The sequence below is a fragment of the Isoptericola sp. NPDC057653 genome (assembly GCF_042799955.1).
Classification (GTDB): domain Bacteria; phylum Actinomycetota; class Actinomycetes; order Actinomycetales; family Cellulomonadaceae; genus Isoptericola.
Window position 1 is genome coordinate 342274 of record NZ_JBHVHP010000002.1, and the last position, 22832, is coordinate 365105.

Genomic DNA, 22832 nt, shown 5'->3' on the forward strand with positions numbered 1-22832 from the left:
CCGGCACGGCCCGGCACGGCCCGGCGTCGCGCGGGGACGTCCGGTCCGGCGCCTAGGCTGGCGGCATGACCGCCCACCCCCGCCCCGACGCCGGCCAGGACATCCTCAGCCCGGCCGAGCGGTACGCCGCCTCCCGGGCCCGCAGCGCTCGCGACCGCGCCGACGCCGAGGGCGAGCTGCGCCGCTTCCGCGAGGTCGTCGGGTTCGAGCTCGACCCGTTCCAGGTCGACGCGTGCGTCGCGCTCGAGGAGGGCCGCGGCGTGCTCGTGGCCGCGCCCACGGGCGCGGGCAAGACGGTGGTGGGGGAGTTCGCCGTCCACCTCGCGCTCGTCGGCGGCGGCAAGGCGTTCTACACGACGCCGATCAAGGCGCTGAGCAACCAGAAGTACTCCGACCTCGTCGCGCGGCACGGCACGGCGAACGTGGGCCTGCTCACCGGGGACACGTCGATCAACGCGGGCGCGCCCGTGGTGGTGATGACCACCGAGGTGCTGCGCAACATGCTGTACGCGGGGTCGTCCGCGCTGGACGGGCTGGCGTACGTCGTCATGGACGAGGTGCACTACCTCGCGGACCGGTTCCGCGGGCCGGTGTGGGAGGAGGTCATCATCCACCTGCCGGACCACGTGCAGCTGGTCTCCCTGTCGGCGACGGTGTCGAACGCGGAGGAGTTCGGCGACTGGCTCGCCACGGTGCGCGGGGACACGGCCGTGGTGGTCAGCGAGCGCCGTCCGGTGCCGCTGTGGCAGCACGTCGTGGTCTCGGCGCCGGAGCCGCGCGGGGTGCCGCGCCTGATGGACCTGTACGCGGGGCACGTGGACCCGACGGACCCGGGCACCAACCCGCCGATCAACCCGGACCTGCAGGCGATGTTCCGCACGTCGGCGCGGGCGGAGAGCCCGCACGGGCGGCACGGGCACCGGGGGCGCGGCGACCGCGGCTACCGGGGCCGGGGCGGGAACCGGCCGGGCGGCGGGCCGGTGGCGCACCGGCGCACCCCGCCGCGGTTCGCCGTCGTGGACTCGCTGGACGCGGACGCGCTGCTCCCGGCGATCTACTTCATCTTCTCCCGCGCCGGGTGCGACGGTGCGGTGCAGCAGTGCCTGCGCGCCGGCCTGCGGCTGACCAACGGCGAGGAGGAGGCGCAGATCCGCCGGGTGGTGGAGGAGCGCACCGCGACCATCCCGACCGAGGACCTGGACGTGCTCGGGTACCACGAGTGGGTGCAGGCGCTGTCGCGGGGCGTGGCGGCGCACCACGCGGGGATGCTGCCGGTGTTCAAGGAGACGGTGGAGGAGCTGTTCTCCCGCGGCCTGGTGAAGATCGTGTTCGCCACCGAGACCCTGGCGCTCGGCATCAACATGCCGGCCCGGTCGGTGGTGCTGGAGAAGCTGGTGAAGTGGGACGGCACCGCCCACCAGCCGGTGACGCCGGGGGAGTACACGCAGCTCACGGGCCGCGCCGGCCGGCGCGGTATCGACGTGGAGGGGCACGCGGTGGTCGTGGACCACACGGGCCTGGACCCGGTGGCCCTGGCGGGCCTGGCGTCCAAGCGGCTGTACCCGCTGCGCTCCAGCTTCCGCCCCACGTACAACATGGCGGTCAACCTGGTGGGCCAGGTGGGCCGCGAGCGGGCACGCGACGTGCTGGAGACGAGCTTCGCGCAGTTCCAGGCCGACCGGGGCGTGGTGGGGCTGGCGAAGCAGGCGCAGGCGCACGCGGAGGCCATGGAGGGGTACGCCACGGCGATGGCGTGCGACCGGGGCGACTTCGCGGAGTACATGGGGCTGCGGGTCGCGATCAAGGACCGGGAGAAGGAGCTGTCGCAGGTCGCGTCGGGCGCCCGGCGCGCGGACGCGGTGGAGTCGTTCGAGAGGCTGCGCCGCGGGGACGTGGTGGAGGTCCCGTCGGGGCGACGGCGCGGCTACGTCGTCGTGCTGGACGCGGGCAAGGACGAGCGCAGCTTCGACGGTCCGCGGCCCACCGTCCTCACCCAGGAGCGGCAGGTCAAGAAGCTGACCCTGGCGGACGCGCCGGACGGCGTGCAGGTCGTCACGACCGTGCGTATCCCGAAGTCGTTCAACCCGCGCCGCCCGGACCAGCGCCGCGACCTGGCCTCCAGCATGCGCAACGCGCTGGGCGCGTTCTCCGACGACGCGGGGACCGGCCGGCACCCGGGGCGCAGGGGCGGCGCGTCGTCGGGCGGCCGGGCGGGGCGCCGCGCCGACGCGGCCTCGGACGCCGAGCTGCAGCGGCTGCGGGCCGCGCTGCGGGCGCACCCGTGCCACGGCTGCCCCGACCGCGACGACCACGCCCGCTGGGCGGAGCGCTGGGAGCGGCTGCGCCGCGAGCACGAGCAGCTCGTGCACCGCGTCGAGGGGCGCACGGGCTCGATCGCGCGCACCTTCGACCGGACCTGCGACGTGCTGGCGCGGCTCGGCTACCTGGCGACGGGGGCGGACGGCGACGGGGCGCTGGGCGTCACCGAGGACGGGCGGTGGCTCGGCCGCCTGTACGCGGAGGACGACCTGCTGCTCGCGGAGTGCCTGCGGCGCGGCATCTGGGACGAGCTCGACGCCCCGGGCCTGGCGGCGGCCGTGTCGACGGTCGTGTACTCCGGGCGCCGGGAGGAGGCGGCGGAGCCCTACGTGCCCGGCGGCCCGCACGGGCGGCTCGCGCAGGTGCTGGACGCCACGACGCGGATCTGGTCGGAGGTGACCGACCTGGAGGCCGCGCACCGCCTGGAGGCCACGGGGCCGCTCGACCTGGGCCTGGTGGCACCGGTGCACCGGTGGGCGTCGGGCAAGAACCTCGACACGGTGCTGCGCGGTACGGACGTGGCCGCCGGCGACTTCGTGCGCTGGTGCAAGCAGGTCCTCGACGTGCTGGACCAGCTGGCCAAGGCGGCACCGCGCCCCGCGCTGCGGGCCACCGCCCGCAAGGCGCAGACCGCCGTCCTGCGCGGGGTCGTGGCCTACTCGAGCGTCTGATCCTCCGGCCGCCGCGCGCCGGCCGGAGGTGACGAAGTCGTGGCGGTCCGGTGGGGGGCGTGCGTGGGCCGGTGCCCTAGAGTGCAAGCCGTGACGTCCACCCTGTACCGCAACGGAGCCGTCCACTCGTCCGCCGACCCGTTCGCCGAGGCGCTGCTCGTCGACGACGGCGTCGTGACCTGGATCGGCGCGGAGGACACCGCCGCCGGCCTCGCGGCGCGCGCCGACCGCGTGATCGACCTCGACGGGGCGCTGGTGGCGCCCGGGTTCGTCGACGCGCACGTGCACCTGCTGGAGACGGGCCTGGCCGCCGCGTCGGTCGACCTCGCCGCCGGGTCGGTGACGTCGCTCGCGGCGGCGCTGGACGCCCTCGCGCGCGGCGCGCGCGAGCTGGACGCGGCCGACCCCGGCGGCGAGGAGGTGCTCCTCGCGTTCGGCTGGGACGAGCAGACCTGGCCCGAGCGGCGCGCGCCCTCCGCGGACGAGCTCGACGCCGCCTGCGGCGGGCGCCGCGTGTACGCGGCGCGGGTCGACGGCCACTCCGCCGTCGTGTCCGGGTCGTTCGCGCGGGCGGCGGGCCTCGACCGGCTGCCCGGCTGGGACCCGTCCGGCATGGTGACGTCCGACGCGCACCACACCGCCGCGGCGGTCGTGCGCCAGGTCTCGCCCGCCCGCCGGACGCGGGCCTACCGGCGCGCCCTGGCCGACGCCGCGGCGCGCGGCATCGTCGGCGTGCACGAGATGAGCGAGCCCAACATGGACACCCGCGAGGGCCTGGCCGAGCTCGTGGCGCTCACGGCCGACCCGGCGGGCGCGCTGCCGCACGTCGTCGCCTACCGGGGCGAGCTGTGCGCGACGGCGGACGACGCGCGGCAGATGCTCGCGGAGCTGCCGTTCCTCACCGGCATCGCCGGCGACCTGTGCGCCGACGGGTCGATCGGCTCGCGCACGGCGGCGCTGCGCCACCCCTACTCCGACCTGCTCGCCGGCCCGGGCGGCACCGAGCCGGACGGCCGCCTCTTCCTGCGGGGCGAGGAGATCGCGGCGCACCTGGCCGCCTGCTCGGCCGCGGGCACGCAGGGTGGCTTCCACGTCATCGGCGACCGGGCGATGGACGAGGTGGTGCGGGGGCTGGAGCTCGCCGCCGCCGAGCACGGCCCGGGCCTGCTGCGCTCCGGGCACCACCGCATCGAGCACGCCCTGTTCGTCGACGCGTCCGCGCTGGCCGCCCTCCTGCTGTACGGGGTGGCGCTGTCGGTGCAGCCCGCGTTCGACTCCGCGTGGGGCGGCAGCCACGGCATGTACGCCGCGCGCCTGGGCGTGGCCCGCGCGTCCACCCTGTCGCCGTTCGCCGACCTGGCCGGCGCGGGCGTCCCGCTCGCGTTCGGGTCGGACACCCCCGTCACCCCGCTGGACCCGTGGCAGGCCGTGCGCGCGACCCTCACGCACGAGGACACCACGCAGCGCATCTCCGCCCGGTCGGCGTTCCGGGCGCACACGCGCGGCGGGTGGCGGCTCGCCGGCCTCGACCACACGGGCGCGGGCGAGCTGCGCGTCGGCGCGCCGGCGCACCTGGCCGTGTGGCGTGCGGACACCCTGTCCGTGCAGGCGCCCGAGGGCCGCCTGTCGGCGTGGAACCCCGAGGCGCGTGCCGGCCAGCCCCTGCTGCCCGACCTGTCGCCCGGCGAGCCGGAGCCCGTGTGCCTGCAGACCGTGCGCGACGGCGTCGTCCTGCACGACACCTTCGACTGACCCGACCGCGCCCGACCGCACCCGACCGCCGTCGAGCACCGCGCCGCACGCGCGACAGGTGTCGGGCGCGGGCCCCGGGGGAGGTCCGGGTTCACGTACCCTGCGGGGGTGTTGCACGTGAGCTCGTCCCCGCTCGAGGGGCCCTCCGACAGCGGGTCCGACCCGGCACCGGGCCACACCCCCGACCGGGACCAGGAGCGCGACCGGAGCCGCGACCGGGGCGAGGCGTCCGGCCGCGGCCCGGGCGCCTCCCGGACGGGCGACGCCACGCCGTCGGACTGGTGGGCGAGCCGCCCGGCCACGCTCCTGCTCGCGGTCGCCGCGGGCGTCGCGCTGTGGGCGTCGTTCCCGGACGTCGGGGCGTGGCCGCTGGCGTTCGTCGGGGTCGCGCTGCTGTTCGCCGCCCTGCGCCGCGAGGGCCGTCGCGCGGCGGGCTGGAACTTCCTCGTGGGGCTGGTGGCCGGGCTGACGTTCTGGCTGCCGCACATCTGGTGGGCCAACTTCGCCACGGACACGGTGCCGTGGATCGCGCTGGCGTCGCTCGAGGCCCTCTTCCTGGCGGGGTTCGGCGCGCTGTGGACGTGGGCGCGGCGCTGGGGCTGGGTGCGGCGGCACCCGCTCGCGCAGGGCCTGGTGTTCGCCGTGCTGTTCGTCGCGGTGGAGCAGTGGCGCTCGGAGATCCCGTTCGGCGGCTTCCCGTGGGGCCGGCTCGCCTGGACGGTGGCCGGCGCCCCCACGGGCCGCGCCGCGTGGCTGGGCGGCACGACACTCGTGTCGTTCCTCGTCGCCGGCGCCGGCCTGCTGCTCGCGCTCGCCGTCGGGCGCCTGCTGCGCACCGACTGGCGGACGGCGGCGGCACGCGTGCGCGGGGCCGCGAGCGCCGGCGTCCTGGTCCTCGCGGCGGCCGTGCTGGTCGTCGGCCCGCAGCTGCTGCCGCTGGCACACGACGCGGGCACCCGCGAGGTGACGGACGCGGCGGACCCGGGCCACGTGGGCACGGTGGTGGACGCCGGCACGGCGACGGCGCAGGCGGGCGTGTTGCGCGCGGGCGGGGTGCAGGGCAACGTGTCGGAGCCGGGGGAGGGGTCCTTCGCCAACCGGGCGGAGGTGCTGAACAACCACCTGGACGGCACGTACGCGATCGCGGACGAGCAGGCGGCGGGCGACTTCGGCGACGGTCCGACCGACGGGGTCGACGTGGTGCTGTGGCCGGAGAACGGCTCGGACCTGGACCCGCAGACGACGCCGGAGGTGGGCGACGCGATCGACACGGCCGCCCGTGCGGTGGACGCGCCGATCCTCGTGGGCGCGCAGGAGTACCCGGCGACCGGCGGCCGCTACAACGTGGCGCTGCTGTGGGAGCCGGGCCAGGGCGTCACGCAGCGGTACGCCAAGCAGCATCCGGCACCGTTCGGGGAGTACATCCCGATCCGCGGGTTCGTGCGGCTGTTCAGCTCGCAGGTGGACCGGGTCACGACCGACATGATCCCGGGCACCGAGCCGGCGGTGGTCGACCTGCCGGTGGACGGCGCGGCGATCGGTCGCGGGTCGGGGCCGGCGACGGTGCCGATGGCGACGGTGATCTGCTTCGAGGTGGCGTACGACGAGATCGTGCGCGACGCCGTGCAGCGGGGCGCGCAGGTGCTGGTGGTGCCGACGAACAACGCGTCGTTCGGGTACACGGCGGAGTCGACGCAGCAGCTGGCGATGACACGGCTGCAGGCGATCACGACGGGCCGGGCGGCGGTGCAGGTCTCGACGGTGGGCGTGAGCGGCGTCGTGGCGCCGGACGGGACGCTGGTGGCGCGCACGCAGCTGTTCACGCCGGACCACTGGGTGGCGGACCTGCCGCTGCGCACGGAGCTGACGCCGGCGGTGCGGGCGGGCTACTGGCCGGGCTGGGCCGTGGGCGCGGCGGCGGTCGTGCTGGTGGCCGGCGGCATCGTGTCGGCGGTGCGGGCGCGCCGCGGCTGACGGCCGGGGGCGGCGCCGGGACGTACGGGACCCGGGCAGACGAGAGGGCGGGCACCCCGGGGGGTGCCCGCCCTCTCGTCGTGCGTCCGCGTCAGGCGCTGCGGCGCAGCTTGCCGGCGCGCAGCAGCTCGAGGCGCTCGTCGAGGAGCTCCTCGAGCTCGGCGACGGTGCGGCGCTCGAGCAGCATGTCCCAGTGGGTGCGCTGCGGCTTGCCGGGCTTCACCTCGGGGCGCTCGGCGTCGCGCAGGAGCGCCTCCTCGCCGCACCGGCACTCCCACACCGGCGGCACCTCGGCCTCGGTGGAGAAGGGCAGGATGATGGTGTGACCGTTGGGGCAGTCGTAGTGAGCCTGGAACCGCGGGGCGAAGTCCACGCCCTCGTCGGACTCCATGCTCTTGCTGCCGATGCTCATGCCGCGCAGGGACCGGTCGGGCATGTCGTCCTCCTGGAGGTCGGTGGGAAGGGGCCTGAGGTTCCAACGCGGCCCTACCGGGGGATGTTCCGGCGGTCCGTGAAGGTCCCGTGAAGCACGGTCCACACCGAGTGCCGGAGAATGGGCATCGTGGCGATGGACGTGACGGTTGCCCCCTCAGGCTGGCCAGTCGGCGCGCCTGACGCAACTCGAGACCGCCCTGCGGGCACCCTTTGTGCGCGACGTCACCCGGGGGCCACGGATGGCGGGGAACAACCGGGCGGGTACCGCGGTTCATCGGCATGTACATGCAAACGCATGGACCTAGGCTTCAGGTCAGAGTCCACCAACAGGGAGCGCAGCCGTGCAGTTCGGAATCTTCTCCGTCAGTGACGTCACCACCGACCCGACGACGGGTCACACGCCGGACGACACCGAGCGGGTGCGCGACATGCTCACCATCGCCCGGCACGCCGACGAGGCCGGCCTGGACGTCTTCGCCACCGGCGAGCACCACAACCCGCCGTTCGTCGCGTCCTCGCCGACCACGATGCTCGGCTACCTGGCCGGCGTCACCAAGAACATCACCCTGTCGACGGCCACCACCCTGATCACCACGAACGACCCGGTGCGCCTCGCCGAGGAGTACGCGATGCTCCAGGTGATCTCCGACGGCCGCATGGACCTCATGATGGGCCGCGGCAACACGGGCCCCGTCTACCCGTGGTTCGGGCAGGACATCCGCCAGGGCATCCCGCTGGCCGTGGAGAACTACGCGCTGCTGCGCCGCCTGTGGACCGAGGACGTCGTGGACTGGGAGGGCAAGTTCCGCACCCCGCTGCAGGGCTTCACCTCCACCCCGCGCCCGCTGGACGGCGTGCCACCGTTCGTGTGGCACGGCTCGATCCGCAGCCCCGAGATCGCCGAGCAGGCCGCGTTCTACGGCGACGGCTTCCTGCACAACAACATCTTCTGGCCCATGCACCACACCCGGCAGATGGTGCGGTTCTACCGCCAGCGGTTCGAGCACTACGGCCACGGCCGCGCCGACCAGGCGATCGTGGGCCTCGGCGGCCAGGTGTTCATGCGCAAGCGCTCGCAGGACGCGTGGAACGAGTTCCGCCCCTACTTCGACGAGGCGCCCGTGTACGGGCACGGCCCGTCGATGGAGGACTTCACGCGCGAGACGCCGCTGACGGTCGGCTCGCCGCAGCAGGTCATCGACCGGTACGCGTCGTTCGTGGACGAGGTCGGCTACTACCAGCGCCAGCTGTTCCTCGTCGACCACGCCGGCCTGCCGCTGAAGTCGGTGCTCGAGCAGATCGACCTCCTCGCCGAGGACGTCGTGCCCGAGCTGCGCAAGATCGTCGAGGCCAAGCGCCCCGCCGACGTGCCGCTGAACCCGCCGACGCACGCCGAGCGCGTCGCCGCCGCCCGCGCCAAGGGCGAGACCGGCGCCACGCACGTCGGTGACACCTCGGACCCCTACACCGGTACCGTTGCCGAGGGCACCCAGCCCGCCGCATCGCAGGAGGCACGCGCATGACCACGCCCTCGGGCATCCCCGGCCAGACCCCCACCCGCACCCTCGCCGTCGTCTCGGCGGGCCTGTCCCAGCCGTCGTCCACCCGGCTGCTGGCCGACCGGCTCGCGGACGCCACGGTGCGGGAGCTGGAGGACCTCGGGCACACCGTGCGGGTCGAGACCGTCGAGCTGCGCGACGTCGCCCACGCCGTCGTCGACGCGATGCTCACCCGGTTCCCGACCGGCGACCTCGCCCGCGCGCTGGAGGCCGTGACGGGCGCGGACGGCCTCATCGCCGTCTCGCCCGTGTTCACCACGAGCTACTCGGGGCTGTTCAAGTCGTTCTGGGACGTCGTCGACCCCGACTCCCTGACCGGCATGCCCACGCTGCTCGGCGCCACCGGCGGCACCGCCCGCCACTCCCTCGCGCTCGAGTACGCCGTGCGGCCGCTGTTCACCTACCTGCGGGCCGACGTCGTGCCGACCAGCGTGTTCGCGGCCACCGACGACTGGGCCGCGAGCGCCGACGACCCGGCCGCGGGGCTGCCGCGGCGCATCGGGCGCGCCGGGCGGGAGCTGGCGCAGCGCGTCGCGCGGCGGGAGAACGACGGGCCGGCCGACCCGTTCGCCGCCACCCCGAGCTTCACCGAGCTGCTCGGGGGCTGACCAGCACGCCGCACGAGGACGCGCACGGGCCCGGCCCGGGGTGCGGACGCCGTCCGAGGACGGCGGGCCCACGCCCTAGGCTGGGCCCATGCGCGTTCTCGTCTCCGGCGGCGCCGGGTACATCGGCTCCCACACCGTCCTGTCCCTCGTCGCCTCCGGGCACGACGTCGTCGTGGTCGACGACTTCTCCAACAGCAAGCCCACGGTGATGGGTCGCGTGGAGTCGCTGTCGGGGGTGCACGTGCCGGTGCACGCGATCGACCTCACCGACGCGGAGAAGACCGAGCGCCTGTTCGCGCACGAGAAGTTCGACGCCGTCGTGCACTTCGCGGGCTTCAAGGCCGTGGGGGAGTCCGTGGCCAAGCCGCTGGAGTACTACCGCAACAACCTCGACTCCACGCTGTCGCTGCTGGAGGCCATGCGCCGCCACGACGTGCCGCGGCTGGTGTTCTCCTCCTCGGCCACCGTGTACGGGGAGAAGGCGCCCGTGCCCTACCGCGAGGACTACGAGCACCTGTCCTCCTCCTCGCCGTACGGGCAGACGAAGGTGATGATCGAGCGGATCATGGCCGACGCCGCGGTGGCGGTCGGCGGCCTCAAGGTGGCGCTGCTGCGCTACTTCAACCCCGTGGGCGCGCACCCGTCCGGGCAGATCGGCGAGGACCCGCAGGGCATCCCCAACAACCTCATGCCGTTCCTGGCGCAGGTCGCCGTCGGCAAGCGCGACAGGCTCGTCGTCTTCGGCGACGACTACCCCACCGCGGACGGCACCTGCGAGCGCGACTACCTGCACGTCGAGGACCTCGCCGCCGGGCACGTCGCCGCCCTGGACCACCTGGACGCGATGACCGAGCCGGTGCGGGCGTTCAACCTCGGCACCGGCACGGGCACGTCCGTGCTGCAGATGCTGCACGCGTTCGAGCGGGCCGTCGGCCGCGAGCTGCCCTACGAGGTCGGGCCGCGCCGCGCCGGCGACCTCGCCGCCTTCTGGGCCGACCCCACGCGCGCGCAGACCGAGCTCGGGTGGCGCGCCGTCAAGACCATCGACGACATGTGCGCGGACACGTGGCGCTGGCAGTCGGAGAACCCGCAGGGCTTCCCCGGCGCCTGACCCGGCGCCTGACCCGACGGGCGGGTCCGGCGGGCACGGCGTCCATGCCCACCGGACCCGTCCACCGGACCCGTGGGCGGCCTTGCGGGCGGCCTTGCGGGCGGCCTTGCGGGCGGCCTTGCGGGGCGTCGTCGGCCGCGCCACGATGAGCGCATGCCCGACGACGCGAGCACGCGCCCGGAGACGCGCTGGGACCCCGGCGCCCGATACCGCCCGTCCGTGCTCGCGGGGCTGCCGGCCCCCGCGCCGTCGCCGGGGCCGCGGCTCACCGGTCGCCTGCGCCCGCTGACCCGCACGGCGGTGTTCGACCGCGACCTGTGGCGCCCGGTGCAGCACGTCACCACCGGCCTCGTGCGCGTCGTCGGGCGCGCCCTGGGCCGCTGAGCGCCCCCGCGTGTCACGACGCGAGCTGGTCGTGCTCGGCACCGCCAGCATGGTGCCCACCCGCACGCGCAACCACAACGGGTACGTGCTGTTCTTCGACGACGCCGCGATCCTGTTCGACCCCGGCGAGGGCACCCAGCGGCAGATGACGCTGGCCGGGGTGTCGGCCACGGACCTCACCCGCATCGCGATCACCCACCTGCACGGCGACCACTCCCTGGGGCTGGCGGGCGTCGCGCAGCGGCTGTCCGGGGACCAGGTGCGCCACACCGTCCCGATCTCGTTCCCCTCCTCCGGCGAGGAGTGGGTGCGCCACCTGCTGCACGCCAGCGCCTACGACCACCACGAGCGGGTCGCCCTGCAGCCCGTGTCGTTCGCGCCCGGCCGCGGACCGGTCGCGACGCTGCCCCGGGTGGACGGCGAGCGCGGCGCCGGCCCGGGCGCCCCCGCCCTCACCGCGCGGCCGCTGGACCACCGCATCGACGCGGTCGGCTACCGGCTGGACGAGCCCGACGGCGTCTCCCTGGACCCCGCGGCGCTCGCGGCCGCGGGCGTCCCGCCCGGCCCGGTGGTGGGGCGGCTGCTGCGCGAGGGCAGCGTCACCCTGGACGACGGCCGCACGGTGCACCGCGACGCGGTGTCCGTGGCCCGGCCGGGCCAGTCGGTGGCGTTCGTCATGGACACGCGGCTGTGCGACGCGGTGCTCGAGCTCGCCGACGGGGTCGACCTGCTGGTGATCGAGTCGACGTTCCTGCACCGCGACGCCGAGCTCGCGGCCCGCTGGGCCCACCTGACGTGCCGGCAGGCCGCCGTCGTCGCCTCCCGCGCGGGCGTGCGCCACCTCGTGCTCACCCACTTCTCCCAGCGCTACCGCGTGCCCGAGGAGCTGCCCGCCGAGTTCGAGCGGGAGGCCCGGGAGGTGTTCGACGGCGGCCTGACGGTCGCGTCCGACCTCGACCGCGTGCCGCTGCCGCGACGGCGGCGGTGACTCGGCCCCGCACCCCGGCACCCCCGCACCCCCCGTTGCCCGCGGCGAAGGCCCGGCGGGCCTCACAGCACGTCGGCGACGGCCACCTGCTCCAGGGAGTGCGCCTCGGCGACGCCGGCGTTCGTGACGCGGCCGCCGTGCACGTTCAGCCCGCCCGCCAGCACGGGGTCGCCGCGCAGGGCCTCGCGCCAGCCGTGGTCCGCGAGCGCCACGACGTAGGGCAGGGTCACGTTCGTCAGGGCGTACGTGGAGGTGCGGGGGACGGCGCCGGGCATGTTCGCGACGCAGTAGAACACCGTGTCGTGCACCCGGAACGTGGGGTCGGCGTGGGTGGTGGGGCGCGAGTCCTCGAAGCACCCGCCCTGGTCGATCGCGATGTCGACGAGGACGGCGCCGGGCCGCATGCGGGCCACGAGGTCGTTCGGGACGAGCACGGGCGCCTTCGCGCCGGGGACGAGCACGGCGCCCACGACGAGGTCGGCCTCCAGCACCGCCTCGGCGAGGGTGAGGCGGTTGGACGCCAGGGTCTGCACGCGCCCGCCGAACTCGCGGTCGGCGGCCTTGAGCGCGTCGGCGCTGGTGTCCAGGAGGGTGACGCGCGCGCCCAGCCCGACGGCGATGCGCGCGGCGTTCATGCCGGAGACGCCGGCGCCGATGACCACGACGTGCCCCGCGGGGACGCCGGGCACGCCGCCGAGCAGGACGCCGCGCCCGCCGGCGGCACGCAGCAGGGTGGCGGCGCCGACCTGGGGGGCGAGGCGGCCGGCGACCTCCGACATGGGGGCGAGCAGCGGCAGCCGCCCGTCGGGGGACTGGACCGTCTCGTACGCGACGGCGGTGACGTCGCTCGCGAGGAGCTCCTCCGTCAGGGCCTTGTCGGCCGCGAGGTGCAGGTAGGTGAACAGCACCAGGCCGGGACGCAGGCGGTGGTACTCCTCGGCGACGGGCTCCTTGACCTTCAGCACCGTCTCGGCGCCGGCCCACACCTCGTCGGCGTCGTCGAGCAGGTCGGCGCCGGCGGCGCGGTACTCCTCGTCCGTGATCGCGGACCCGAGCCCCGCACCCGCCTGGACGACGACCTGGTGGCCGCGCGCGACGAGCTCGTGCACGCCCGCGGGGGTGATGGCCACCCGGTACTCGTGGTTCTTGACTTCCTTCGGGACGCCGATGCGCATGGGGCTCGCCTTCGAGGCTCGGTGACCGTGCCGGACGGCGGTGGCCGGCGGGGCACGGTCGGACGGGTGGGTCGCGTGGGTGTGTGACCCCGCTCACTCCCCAGTCTGAGGGTGCGATTCGATCCGGCACCACAATTCGGAACATCCTTCGGTAGATTCAGACCATGTCGAACATGGGGCAGGCCCGGCCCGGGGCACGGGCGTCACGACCGAAGGATGTTCGCCCCGACCCGTCGTGGGGCCTGGACCGTCGCGGGCCCGCGCCCGAGCGGCTCGACGACGTCGACCAGCGCATCCTCGCGGCGCTCGCGGAGGACGCGCGGCTGCCGAACAACGCGCTCGCAGCCCGGGCGGGGGTGGCGCCGTCCACCTGCCTGACGCGGGTGCGCCAGCTGCGCGAGCGGGGCGTGATCCGCGGGTTCCACGCCGACGTGGACCCGGGGCGCACCGGCCACCCGCTGCAGGCCATGATCGCCGTGCAGATGCGAGGCGCGGCACGCACCCGTCTGAGCACCTACCTGGCACGCCTCGCGGAGCTGCCGGGCGTGCAGAACGTCTTCCTGCTGGGCGGGGCGCACGACTTCTTCGTGCACGTGGCCGCCGCGGACTCCGACGCCCTCAACGAGTTCGTCATCGAGCACCTGTCCACCGACCCGGACGTGGCCCTCACCGAGACCAACCTGATCTTCCAGCACGCGCGGGCGAGCTGGTACTGACCGGGGTCACGCGGGGCCGGGCCGGGTCACTCGGTGGCGGCGTCGCCCGCGCGTGCGGACAGCCACCGCTGCAGCTCGACGGCGAGGGCGACCGGCGCGTCGAGCTGCACCAGGTGCCCGGCACCCGGCACCAGCCGCGCGTCGGCCCGCGGGAGCGCGTCGGCCAGGCGCTGCGCCCGGTCGGCGGGGATCCAGGTGTCCTCGGCGCCCCACAGCACGCGCGTGGGCACGTCCAGCGCGCCGAGCAGCGGCTCCAGCTCGGCGGTGTAGCGCTCGTCCGCCTGGGCGATCTGCCGGTAGAACGCCGCCTGCCCCTCCGGCCCGGTCCACGGGGTCGCGAGGGCGTCGAGGTCGGCGTCGGACAGCGGGCGGTGCGCGGCCGTGCGCACGTAGGCCTCCAGGGCGCCGCGGTGCACGGTGGCGGGCGTGCGGGTGAACACGTCGGCGTGCTCGCGCACCAGCGAGAAGTACGGCGACCCCCACGGCCGCAGCGCGACGACGTCCACCAGGCAGAGGGACGCGAACCGGGCGCCGTGCAGCAGCGCGGCCCGCAGACTCACCGCGCCGCCGTAGTCGTGGGCGACCACGTGCGGCGCCACGCCGCCCCCTGACCCGGCGCCCGGCCCGTCCTCCGGCCGGTCTTCCGGCGCGCCCTCCGGCGCGGCCCAGGAGGGGCGCCAGTGCTCCAGCAGGGCGGCGAGCACCTCGCCCTGCACCCCCAGGTCGACGGCGTGGTCGGGGTCCTTCGACGACGCCCCGTAGCCCGGCATGTCCCACAGGTGCACGGTGAACTCGGCGGCCAGGGCGCGCGCGTACGGCTCCCACAGCCAGGACGACCAGGGTGTGCCGTGGCAGAACACCAACGGCGGGCCGGAGCCGAACGCCGCCCAGGCGACCTCGCGGCCCTCCCACACGAACCGGCGGTCCAGCAGCACCCGCCCCGCGGCAGGCTCCCGCGCCCACGGGGAGGCGGCGCTCGCGGCGGACGTGCCGGCGGTGGTCGGGGGCGCGGTGCGGTCGGTGTCGGCCATCCCGCGAGGCTAGGCGGCCGGGCCGGCGCCCGCCGCCGCGACGGCGGGCGCGCCGACCTGCGCGGTGCCGCCGTCGTCCGCGCGCAGGTCGAGGGTGAAGAACACGCTGCACGGGTCGGGCGCGTAGGCGCCGAACGGGCCGCAGGGGACGAAGCCGTGCCGCGCGTACAGCCGCCGCGCGGCCGCGAAGTAGTCCTGCGGGCCGGTCTCGAGGCTGACCCGCGCATACCCGCGCCCGCGCGCCAGGTCCACCAGGCGCCCCAGCACCGCGCCCGCCACGCCCCGGCCGCGGGCCGCGGCCGCCGTGCGCATCGACTTGACCTCGCCGAGCCCGCCGGCGTGCCCGGTCACCGGGTCCAGCTCGCTCAGCGCCCCGCACCCGAGGAGCGTGTCGTCCGTGTCGCGGGCCGTCAGGAACGTCACCGAGGGGACCCGGAGCGCCGCCAGGTCGAGGGCGTGCACCGACTCGGCCGGGGACGTGGCGTGCATGTCGGACAGGTGCTCGGCCAGCAGGGCCCGCACGTCGGCGCGGCCCGGCGTCTCGGCGGCGATGATCACGCCCCGCATCCTGCCTCGCCCGTGTTTCGGGCGCGTGTCCGCCCGCCTGCGCGGCGCGTCAGCCGAGGTGTCCGGCGAGCAGCGCGTCCCCGAGCCGGGTGCGTGTGTGCAGCACCCGGTTGCCCTGCCGCTCGGAGGCGACCAGCCCCGCCTCGCGCAGCACGGTCGCGTGCCGGCTCGCCGTCGCGGGCGTCAGGCCCAGCACCCGGGCGAGGCCGGTGGTGGTCCGGGCCACGTCCAGCACCTCCAGCACCCGGGCGCGGGTCGGGCCGATGAGGTGCGCGACCGGTGGCCGCTGCCCGTCGGGTCGCTCGGCGCGCGTCAGCCAGCCCGGCAACGGCTCCACCGGGAACACCAGCGTCGGCTCCAACGACTCGTCCGCGAGCGCCACGGGGGCCAGCACGCAGAACATCGACGGGATCACCGTCAGGGGACGCCCCCGCAGCGGCAGGGCCCGCGTCACGGGGTACCGCCCGGCCCAGGTGCCGTCGTCCACCCGCCGCAGCAGCGGGTCGAAGCTGCCCATCAGCCCCTGCACGCCGCCCCCGCGCAGGGCGCCGGCGCGGGCTTCCTGGTCCGCCGCGACGGCCGCGCCCGTCGCCGTCGCGTAGGGGGCCACCGCCACGTCGTGATAGCGGCGCAACGCCCCGGCGAGCCAGCGCATCGCCTCCGCCTCCCCGCGGGCGATCCTGCGCACCCACGCCGGCGCGCCCGCCGGGAACGTCACCGCCAGCTCGCGCGCCAGGCGCGGGCGCGGCGTGCTCGCCACCCGGTCCACCGCCACCTCCACCGGCGTCGCCGACCCCCTGCCCAGGTCCACCGGCGTCGGCGTGAGGAAGTCGGGGAAGTAGGACGCCCACGGTGCCAGCCGCGCCAGGGCCGCGACGGTCCGCGTGAGGCCGGCCTCCACGACCCGCGCCCGCACCTGGCGCCGCCACGGGTCGAACGCCAGCGCCGCCTGCCGGTTCTGCAGCAGGTGCAGGCTCAGCACCACGTCCCACATCGGGTCCGGTCGGGCCGCCACGCGCAGGCGCGTCAGGTCCTCCGCCGTGAGGTCGATCGTGAGCATGCCGCCACCGCCCTGGTCTCCGCCGTCCCACGCTAGTCGCCCCCGTCACCGGCCACCCGACCTTGCACCCTCGTCGAATGTCGGCCCCGGGTGTCTCGACCGCCGGCGGGCCACCCTCCGCACTCCGTGCACGGCGGCGGCACGCCCACGGCGATCCCGCTGCACCGGCGATCCCACCACCGCGAGCACGCACCGAGGAGCACCCATGGGCCTGGACGTCGACCCCGCCGCCGTCTGCCTGCTCGTCGTCGTCGCGTTCGCGGCCGGATGGCTCGACGCCGTGGTCGGCGGGGGCGGGCTCGTGCAGGTCCCCGCCCTCATGCTGGTGCTGCCGACGGTGCCCGTGGCCACCGTCCTCGGCACCAACAAGCTCGTCGCCATCACCGGGACCTCGGGGGCCGCCGTCACGTACGCCACCCGCGTGGGCCTCGACCGGCGGCGGGCGCTCGCCGCGGCCGCCCTGGGGCTGCCCACCGCCCTCGCCGGCGCCGTCACCGCCTCCCACCTGCCACGGGAGACCATCGTGCTCGTCGTGGCCGTCACGCTCGTCGGTGTCGGCGTGTGGGCCGTCGTCGCCCGGCCCGGGGACCGGACGACGACGGCCGCCACGCCCTCCGGCACCACCCGCCCCGCCTGCCGTCCAGGACCCGCCTGGCGCCCCACCCTCGTGCTCGCCGTCGGTGCGGCGGCCGTCGGCTTCTACAGCGGGGTCGTCGGGTCCGGCACCGGGGTGCTGCTCGTCGCCCTGTTCGTCACCGCGCTCGGCACCGACTTCCTGCGCGGGTCCGCGATGGCGAAGGTCGTCAGCATCGGCAGCGACCTGGGCGCCCTCGCCCTGTTCGGCGTCCTCGGGCACGTCCTGTGGCTCCTGGGCGCGGGGATGGCCGTGGCCAACGTGGCGGGCGGCATCGTCGGCGCCCGCACGGCCCTCGCCCGCGGTGCCGGGTTCGTGCGGGCCGTGCTCCTGCTGGTCGTCGTCGCCCTCGTCATCACGATCGTGCACGACCAGTGGCTCGCCGCCTGACCGCCCGTACCGCCCGTCAGGGGGCGTGCACCGTCGGGTCGTCGCGCAGCACGTCCAGCAGCAGCGCCTGCACCGCGTCCGGGCGCTCCAGGACGGGCAGGTGCCCCGCCCAGTCCAGCACCGACAGCTCCGCCCCCGGCACCTCGTCCGCCACCCGCCGGGCGCACGCGCGCAGCAGGTCCATGTCGTGCGCGCCCTCCACGACGAACGTCGGCACGTGGATCCCCACCAGGTCGACCTCCACGCCGTCCGGGCCGGGCGCCGGCGCCCCCGCGGCGCTCGCGGCCGCGTCCGCCGCGAGCTGCACCTCGAACGCCCGCCGCTGCATGGCCGCGAGCGCCTCCCGGGCGGCGTCGTCGGCGTCCGGCCCGAGCCACGTCGTCACGTTGAGCCGCACGGCCCCCTCCACGTCGCCGGCGCCGAGCAGGCGCGCCTCCTCCGCGTCGAACGCGTCCGACGTCTCCGTGTCCGGGACGCCGGGCGCCGCCGGGCACAGCAGCACCAGCTCGCGCACCCGCCCGGGGTGGGCGGTGGTCAGCTCGAGCGCGACCTTGCCGCCGAAGGACGAGCCGACGACGGCCGCGTCCGCGACGCCGAGCTCGTCGAGCAGCGCGGCCAGGTCGCCGGCGTTCGTGTATCGCAGGTCCGGCTCGCCGTCCGCCGTCGGGCCGTCGCCCACCGGCAGCGGCGAGTCGCCGAAGCCGCGCAGGTCGGGGCGGATCACGCGGAACGTGCGGGCGAGGGCGGGGACGACGGCGTCCCACATGCGGCGATCGGCCACACCGGCGTGCACCAGCAGGACGGCGGGCGCGCCGGGGTCACCGGCGACGTCGTGAACGAGGGTCATGCGCCCAGGCTAGGCGGGCGAGCGGCACCCCGGCACCACCAATTCCCGCGCCCGCCCGGGCCCCTCCCTCGACGCCCGCGCGGCGCCCCCCCGGGCGAGCACGTCCCCCCGCGGCGAGGATCGGGAGGCAGACCGGGAAGCCCCCCGACGCCCAGGAGGTTGACGCCCCCGTGAAACACCTCGGATTCCTCTCCTTCGGCCACTGGACACCGCACCCGCAGTCCGCCACCCGCTCGGCGTCCGACGCCCTCCTGCAGTCGATCGACCTCGCCGTCGCGGCGGAGGAGCTCGGCGCGGACGGCGCCTACTTCCGCGTGCACCACTTCGCCCGCCAGCTCGCGTCCCCGTTCCCGCTGCTCGCCGCCGTCGGCGCGCGCACCAGCCGCATCGAGATCGGCACCGCCGTCATCGACATGCGCTACGAGAACCCCCTGTACATGGCGGAGGACGCCGGCGCCGCCGACCTCGTCTCCGGCGGGCGCCTGCAGCTCGGCATCAGCCGCGGGTCACCCGAGCAGGTCATCGACGGGTTCCGCCACTTCGGCCACGAGCCGCACCCGGGGGAGAGCGACGCCGACATGGCCCGCCGGCACACCGCCCGGTTCCTCGAGGTGCTCGACGGCGAAGGCTTCGCCGAGCCCCACCCTCGCCCCATGTTCCCCAACCCGCCCGGGCTGCTGCGCGTCGAGCCGTACTCCGAAGGACTGCGGAGGCGCATCTGGTGGGGCGCCGGCACCCGCGCCACCGCCGAGTGGACCGCCGCGCAGGGCATGAACCTCATGAGCTCCACCCTGCTGTCCGAGGACACCGGCGTGCCGTTCCACCAGCTCCAGGCCGAGCAGATCCAGCGCTACCGCGACGCCTGGACCGCCGCCGGGCACCAGCACGAGCCCCGCGTCTCCGTCTCGCGCAGCATCTTCCCCCTCACCGACGACCGCGACCGCGCCTACTTCGGCATGGAGACCGCCAGCAGCGACCAGGTCGGCCTCCTCGAGGGCGTGCGCTCGCGGTTCGGCAAGACCTACGCCGGAGAGATCGACGCCATCGTGGCCGACCTCGCCGAGGACGAGGCCGTCGCCGCCGCCGACACCCTGCTGCTCACCGTGCCCAACCAGCTCGGCGTCGAGTACAACGCGCACGTCATCGAGAACGTCGTGCAGCACGTCGCACCCGCCCTCGGCTGGCGCTGACCCGCCGCCACCGGCGGCTCGCCCGGCAGACTCGGACCCTCAGGCACGCACGCCGCCCGACGACTCCTCCAGCACCGGCGGGGACACCCGGTAGTCACCCCACCGCGCCCACTCCACCCGCACCCGCAGCACCACGATCCCGGGATCCTCCAACGACCCCGCGAACTGCGGGAACGCCGTCGCGTACGCGGCCGCGCACCGGTCCCGGTCCAGCCCCGACGGCACGTCCGCCACCCCCTGCGCCTGCAGCGTCGTCCCGCCCGCGCCGCCCACGACCACCGCCACCCGCGCGTCCCGCCCCAGGTTGGCCACCTTGCGCGACCCCACCCGGGCGTCGAACACCAGCTCGCCGGCATCCGTGACCGCCACCGGCAGGTACGCCCCCTGCGGGGAACCGTCCGACCCCAGCGACGAGACCACACCGTCGCCCACCTCCCGCACGTGCGAGACCAGCCGCCCGAGCGTCAGCCGCGCAGGGGAGGGACCCACCAGGGGAGTCCCCGCCGAGGCAGGCGCCTCCGCGGGAGGCACAGGGCCCGAGGAACCGGCGTCGTCCGTCCGCGTCATGCCCGGACCCTACGACGGCACGGTGGCAGCATGCCGTCCATGGCCACCCGCCTCCCCGACACCGACCTGCCCCTCGTCGCCGCCCCCATGGCCGGCGGCGGCACCACCCTCGACCTCCTGGCCGCCACCACCGACGCCGGCGCCCTCGCGTTCCTCGCCGGGGGCTACCAGGCCCCCGACGCCCTCGCCGCGCAGGTCCGCGCCGCCCACGCCCACGGCCGCCCCTTCGGCGTCAACCTCTTCGTCCCCGCACCCCCCGGCACCCCCACCCTCGACCCCACGGCGCTCGCGGCCTACGCCCGCCGGATCGCGCCCGAGGCCGCGGCGCTGGGCGTGACCCTCGACCCCGGTGCCGTGCCCGCGGCCGACGACGACGCCTGGGCCGCCAAGGTCGACCTGCTGCGGCGCGACCCGGTGCCCGTCGTGTCGTGCACGTTCGGTCCGCCGCCCGCGGCCGACGTCGCCGCCCTGCGCGCGGCCGGGTCCCTCGTCCTGGTGACGGTCACGACGCCGCAGGAGGCCGTCGCCGCGCAGGAGCTCGGCGCGGACGGCCTGGTCGTCCAGGGACCCGCGGCGGGCGGCCACAGCGGCACGTGGGACCCCGCCCGGACGGTGGGCGACGGCGCCACGGCCGACGTCGTCGCGGCGGTGGCCGCCCGCACCCGGCTGCCCCTGGTCGCGGCCGGGGGAGTGGACGGCCCCCGCGCCGTCGCCCACCTGCTGGCGGCGGGGGCGCAGGCGGTCGCCGTGGGCACCCTGCTGCTGCGCACGGACGAGTCGGGGGCGTCGGCCACGCACCGGGCCGCGCTCGTCGACCCCCGGTTCGACGCGACGACCGTCACCCGCGCCTTCACCGGACGCCCCGCCCGCGCGCTGCGCAACGGCTTCGTCCGCCGGCACGACGAGGACGCCCCGCTCGGGTACCCGCAGGTGCACCACCTCACGCGCGAGCTGCGTCGCCGGGCGGCCGCGACCGGCGACGCGGACCGCCTCCACCTGTGGGCCGGCACCGGCCATCGCGCGGCGCCCGCCGGGCCCGCCGGGGACGTCGTGCGCGCCCTCGCCGCCGGTCTCTGAGGACGCCCGCCGTGACCGTGCCGACCCGCGCCGACCCGCGCCGCGCGGCACCGCCCGCGGCCTGGCACCGTTCGCTAGGTTGCCGTCATGACCGACGTCTGGGACCCGCCCACCGTGCTGCGTGCCGCCGCCGACTGGTCGTGGGTGCCGCCGGACGCCGAGTGCCTCACCACCGACGTCACGCTGACGCGGTGGCCCGCCTGGGCGCACGGCCGGGTCGTGCTGACGGGGCTCTCCTCGCAGCGCACGCCGGGCGACGTGCTGCGCGGGGCCGTCGAGCAGGCGCGCGCCTGGCGGAGCGACACCCTCGGGGTGTGGGTGTCGGCCAGCAGCGCCCCCGACCTCACCGGGGAGCTGCTCGCGCGCGGCGCCCGTCTCGAGGACACCGTGGACGTGCTCGCCCGCACCCTCGACGAGCCTCCCCACGACTCCGCCGAGCGGGTCGTCGTCCGGCGGGTCACCGACGTCGACGGGCTGCGCGACGCCGACCACGTCGAGACCGTCGTGTGGGACCAGCAGCCCATGGACGACGAGCGCCTCGCCGAGAACGCCCGCGCGCTCCTCGCCGAGCACAGCGCCGAGGCGCGCGTCGTCGCGTACCTCGACGACGCTCCCGTCGCCTCCGCCGGGCTCACCCTCGCGCCCGCCCCGTACCCCGGCCTCGGCACCGTCGCCCGCCTCTGGGGCGCGGGCACCCTGCCCGACCGCCGCGGGCGCGGCGCCTACCGCGCCGTCCTCGTCGAGCGGCTGCGCATCGCCTACGCCGCCGGCGCCACCCTCGCGCTCGTCAAGGGGCGTGTCAGCACCTCCGCGCGCATCCTGCGCAAGGCGGGCTTCGAGCGGTACGGCGAGGAGAGGTACTACCGCCTCACGCTCTGACGCCCCGGCACCCGGCACCCGGCACCCGGCGGGCACGACACCGCACGACAGGACCCGACGAGGAGGAGACCGTGACCCGACGCTTCGAAGGACGCGTGGTGCTCGTCACCGGCGGCGCGCACGGCATCGGCGCCGCTACCGTGCGCCGCCTGCACGACGAGGGCGCCACCCTCGTCGTCGCCGACCTCGACCACGACGCCGCCCGGCGCGCCCTCGACGACCTCCCGCCCACCGGGCCGGGGCAGGCCGCCGCCACCGCCGTCCCGTGCGACGTCCGGGACCGCGCCTCCGTGGACGCGGCCGTCGACGCCGTGCTGGAGCGGCAGGGGCGGCTCGACGTGCTCGTCGGCGTCGCGGGCGGGGACACCGCGCACCCCTCGCTCGTCGACGGCATGGACGACGCCACCTGGGCCGCCGGCCTCGACCTCAACCTCGCCGGGCCCGTCCGCTGCGTCCGGGCCGCGGTGCCGCACCTGCCCCGCGGAGGGGCGATCGTGCTGGTCGGGTCCGTCAACGGGCTGCAGGCGTTCGGCGGCGAGGACTACTCCGCGGCGAAGGCCGGCCTGATCTCCCTGGCGCAGAACCTCGCGGTCCGCCTCGGGCCCCGGGGCGTGCGGATCAACGTCGTCGCGCCCGGCACCGTCCGGACCCGGGTGTGGGCCTCCCAGGGCGGCCCGGACCGGCTCACCCCCCTCTACCCGCTCGGCCGCGTCGGCGAGCCCGCGGACGTGGCCGCCGCCATCGCCTTCCTGGCCTCCGACGACGCCGCCTGGATCACCGGTGTCACCCTCCCGGTCGACGGCGGCATCCTCGCCGGGCCCCTGCGCGCCTTCGAGCGGCTCGACCAGCGGACGCACGACCGCCCCGACGCCACCGCGAGGTGACGCCGGGGCGGCGC

21 protein-coding genes are annotated in these 22832 nt (G+C 76.2%); 14 read left to right on the forward strand and 7 right to left on the reverse strand.

Going from position 1 to position 22832, the window contains the following annotated elements; translation table 11 throughout:
• Positions 1 to 65: 65 nt before the first annotated feature.
• The 3 genes from ACFU9A_RS12785 to lnt all read left to right on the forward strand — a co-directional run bounded on the left by ACFU9A_RS12785 (position 66) and on the right by lnt (position 6716).
• Entirely contained in the window at positions 66 to 2990 is a 2925-nt protein-coding gene (locus ACFU9A_RS12785) for a DEAD/DEAH box helicase (protein WP_430575660.1), read from the forward strand.
• A gap of 90 nt (positions 2991 to 3080) precedes the next feature.
• Positions 3081 to 4742, forward strand: a complete 1662-nt coding sequence (locus ACFU9A_RS12790) for an amidohydrolase (protein WP_430575661.1) — start codon at positions 3081 to 3083, stop codon at positions 4740 to 4742.
• 117 nt (positions 4743 to 4859) lie between these two features.
• On the forward strand, positions 4860 to 6716 hold the full coding sequence (gene lnt / locus ACFU9A_RS12795) for an apolipoprotein N-acyltransferase (protein WP_430575662.1): 1857 nt from the start codon (positions 4860 to 4862) through the stop codon (positions 6714 to 6716).
• A 91-nt stretch (positions 6717 to 6807) separates the two neighbouring features.
• Here lnt and ACFU9A_RS12800 read toward each other — a convergent pair whose 3' ends face one another.
• Entirely contained in the window at positions 6808 to 7152 is a 345-nt protein-coding gene (locus tag ACFU9A_RS12800; RefSeq protein ID WP_079575180.1) for an RNA polymerase-binding protein RbpA, read from the reverse strand.
• 340 nt (positions 7153 to 7492) lie between these two features.
• Here ACFU9A_RS12800 and ACFU9A_RS12805 point away from each other — a divergent pair, with 340 nt between their 5' ends.
• From ACFU9A_RS12805 to ACFU9A_RS12825, 5 genes are all read left to right on the forward strand, one after another.
• Positions 7493 to 8674 carry an LLM class flavin-dependent oxidoreductase gene (locus ACFU9A_RS12805; RefSeq protein WP_430575663.1) on the forward strand — a complete coding sequence of 394 codons (1182 nt, stop codon included), beginning with the start codon at positions 7493 to 7495 and terminating at the stop codon, positions 8672 to 8674.
• The gene (locus ACFU9A_RS12810) at positions 8671 to 9318 is read left to right on the forward strand and encodes an FMN reductase (RefSeq protein ID WP_430575664.1); all 648 of its coding nucleotides are present in this window, start codon (positions 8671 to 8673) and stop codon (positions 9316 to 9318) included. The genes ACFU9A_RS12805 and ACFU9A_RS12810 overlap by 4 nt, the downstream gene beginning before the upstream one ends.
• Before the next feature lie 88 nt (positions 9319 to 9406).
• Positions 9407 to 10429, forward strand: a complete 1023-nt coding sequence (gene galE / locus ACFU9A_RS12815) for a UDP-glucose 4-epimerase GalE (RefSeq protein ID WP_430575665.1) — start codon at positions 9407 to 9409, stop codon at positions 10427 to 10429.
• A 153-nt stretch (positions 10430 to 10582) separates the two neighbouring features.
• Positions 10583 to 10813 (forward strand): hypothetical protein, encoded by a 231-nt coding sequence (locus tag ACFU9A_RS12820; protein WP_430575666.1) that lies wholly within the window; start codon positions 10583 to 10585, stop codon positions 10811 to 10813.
• Positions 10814 to 10823: 10 nt separating this feature from the next.
• A complete protein-coding gene (locus tag ACFU9A_RS12825) occupies positions 10824 to 11801 on the forward strand; it encodes a ribonuclease Z (RefSeq protein ID WP_430575667.1) in 978 nt (325 codons plus the stop codon).
• A gap of 62 nt (positions 11802 to 11863) precedes the next feature.
• Here ACFU9A_RS12825 and ald read toward each other — a convergent pair whose 3' ends face one another.
• Positions 11864 to 12976, reverse strand: a complete 1113-nt coding sequence (gene ald, locus ACFU9A_RS12830) for an alanine dehydrogenase (RefSeq protein ID WP_430575668.1) — start codon at positions 12974 to 12976, stop codon at positions 11864 to 11866.
• Between the two features lie 164 nt (positions 12977 to 13140).
• Here ald and ACFU9A_RS12835 point away from each other — a divergent pair, with 164 nt between their 5' ends.
• Positions 13141 to 13692: an Lrp/AsnC family transcriptional regulator gene (locus ACFU9A_RS12835; protein WP_430575669.1), complete on the forward strand. Its 552-nt coding sequence runs from the start codon at positions 13141 to 13143 to the stop codon at positions 13690 to 13692.
• Positions 13693 to 13718: 26 nt separating this feature from the next.
• Here ACFU9A_RS12835 and ACFU9A_RS12840 read toward each other — a convergent pair whose 3' ends face one another.
• The 3 genes from ACFU9A_RS12840 to ACFU9A_RS12850 are packed head-to-tail and all read right to left on the reverse strand — an operon-like array spanning position 13719 to position 16350.
• Positions 13719 to 14723 carry an alpha/beta fold hydrolase gene (locus ACFU9A_RS12840; protein WP_430575670.1) on the reverse strand — a complete coding sequence of 335 codons (1005 nt, stop codon included), beginning with the start codon at positions 14721 to 14723 and terminating at the stop codon, positions 13719 to 13721.
• Positions 14724 to 14732: 9 nt separating this feature from the next.
• Complete coding sequence (locus tag ACFU9A_RS12845) at positions 14733 to 15290, reverse strand: GNAT family N-acetyltransferase (protein WP_430575671.1); 558 nt, start codon at positions 15288 to 15290, stop codon at positions 14733 to 14735.
• A gap of 49 nt (positions 15291 to 15339) precedes the next feature.
• Complete coding sequence (locus ACFU9A_RS12850; protein ID WP_430575672.1) at positions 15340 to 16350, reverse strand: ArsR/SmtB family transcription factor; 1011 nt, start codon at positions 16348 to 16350, stop codon at positions 15340 to 15342.
• A gap of 205 nt (positions 16351 to 16555) precedes the next feature.
• Here ACFU9A_RS12850 and ACFU9A_RS12855 point away from each other — a divergent pair, with 205 nt between their 5' ends.
• The gene (locus tag ACFU9A_RS12855; protein WP_430575673.1) at positions 16556 to 17374 is read left to right on the forward strand and encodes a sulfite exporter TauE/SafE family protein; all 819 of its coding nucleotides are present in this window, start codon (positions 16556 to 16558) and stop codon (positions 17372 to 17374) included.
• A gap of 16 nt (positions 17375 to 17390) precedes the next feature.
• Here ACFU9A_RS12855 and ACFU9A_RS12860 read toward each other — a convergent pair whose 3' ends face one another.
• The gene (locus ACFU9A_RS12860) at positions 17391 to 18221 is read right to left on the reverse strand and encodes an alpha/beta fold hydrolase (RefSeq protein WP_430575674.1); all 831 of its coding nucleotides are present in this window, start codon (positions 18219 to 18221) and stop codon (positions 17391 to 17393) included.
• Positions 18222 to 18391: 170 nt separating this feature from the next.
• On the opposite strand from ACFU9A_RS12860, the gene ACFU9A_RS12865 reads away from it, so the two are divergent.
• The gene (locus tag ACFU9A_RS12865) at positions 18392 to 19411 is read left to right on the forward strand and encodes an LLM class flavin-dependent oxidoreductase (protein WP_430575675.1); all 1020 of its coding nucleotides are present in this window, start codon (positions 18392 to 18394) and stop codon (positions 19409 to 19411) included.
• 39 nt (positions 19412 to 19450) lie between these two features.
• On the opposite strand, the gene ACFU9A_RS12870 is transcribed toward ACFU9A_RS12865, so the two are convergent.
• Complete coding sequence (locus ACFU9A_RS12870; protein WP_430575676.1) at positions 19451 to 19900, reverse strand: pyridoxamine 5'-phosphate oxidase family protein; 450 nt, start codon at positions 19898 to 19900, stop codon at positions 19451 to 19453.
• Between the two features lie 117 nt (positions 19901 to 20017).
• Between ACFU9A_RS12870 and ACFU9A_RS12875 the strand changes: the two genes are divergently transcribed.
• From ACFU9A_RS12875 to ACFU9A_RS12885, 3 genes are all read left to right on the forward strand, one after another.
• Complete coding sequence (locus tag ACFU9A_RS12875) at positions 20018 to 21055, forward strand: nitronate monooxygenase (RefSeq protein WP_430575677.1); 1038 nt, start codon at positions 20018 to 20020, stop codon at positions 21053 to 21055.
• Positions 21056 to 21142: 87 nt separating this feature from the next.
• Positions 21143 to 21934, forward strand: coding sequence for a hypothetical protein (locus ACFU9A_RS12880; protein ID WP_430575678.1), 792 nt, complete (start codon positions 21143 to 21145; stop codon positions 21932 to 21934).
• Between the two features lie 71 nt (positions 21935 to 22005).
• Complete coding sequence (locus ACFU9A_RS12885) at positions 22006 to 22818, forward strand: SDR family NAD(P)-dependent oxidoreductase (protein WP_430575679.1); 813 nt, start codon at positions 22006 to 22008, stop codon at positions 22816 to 22818.
• The last annotated feature ends 14 nt before the right edge of the window (positions 22819 to 22832 follow it).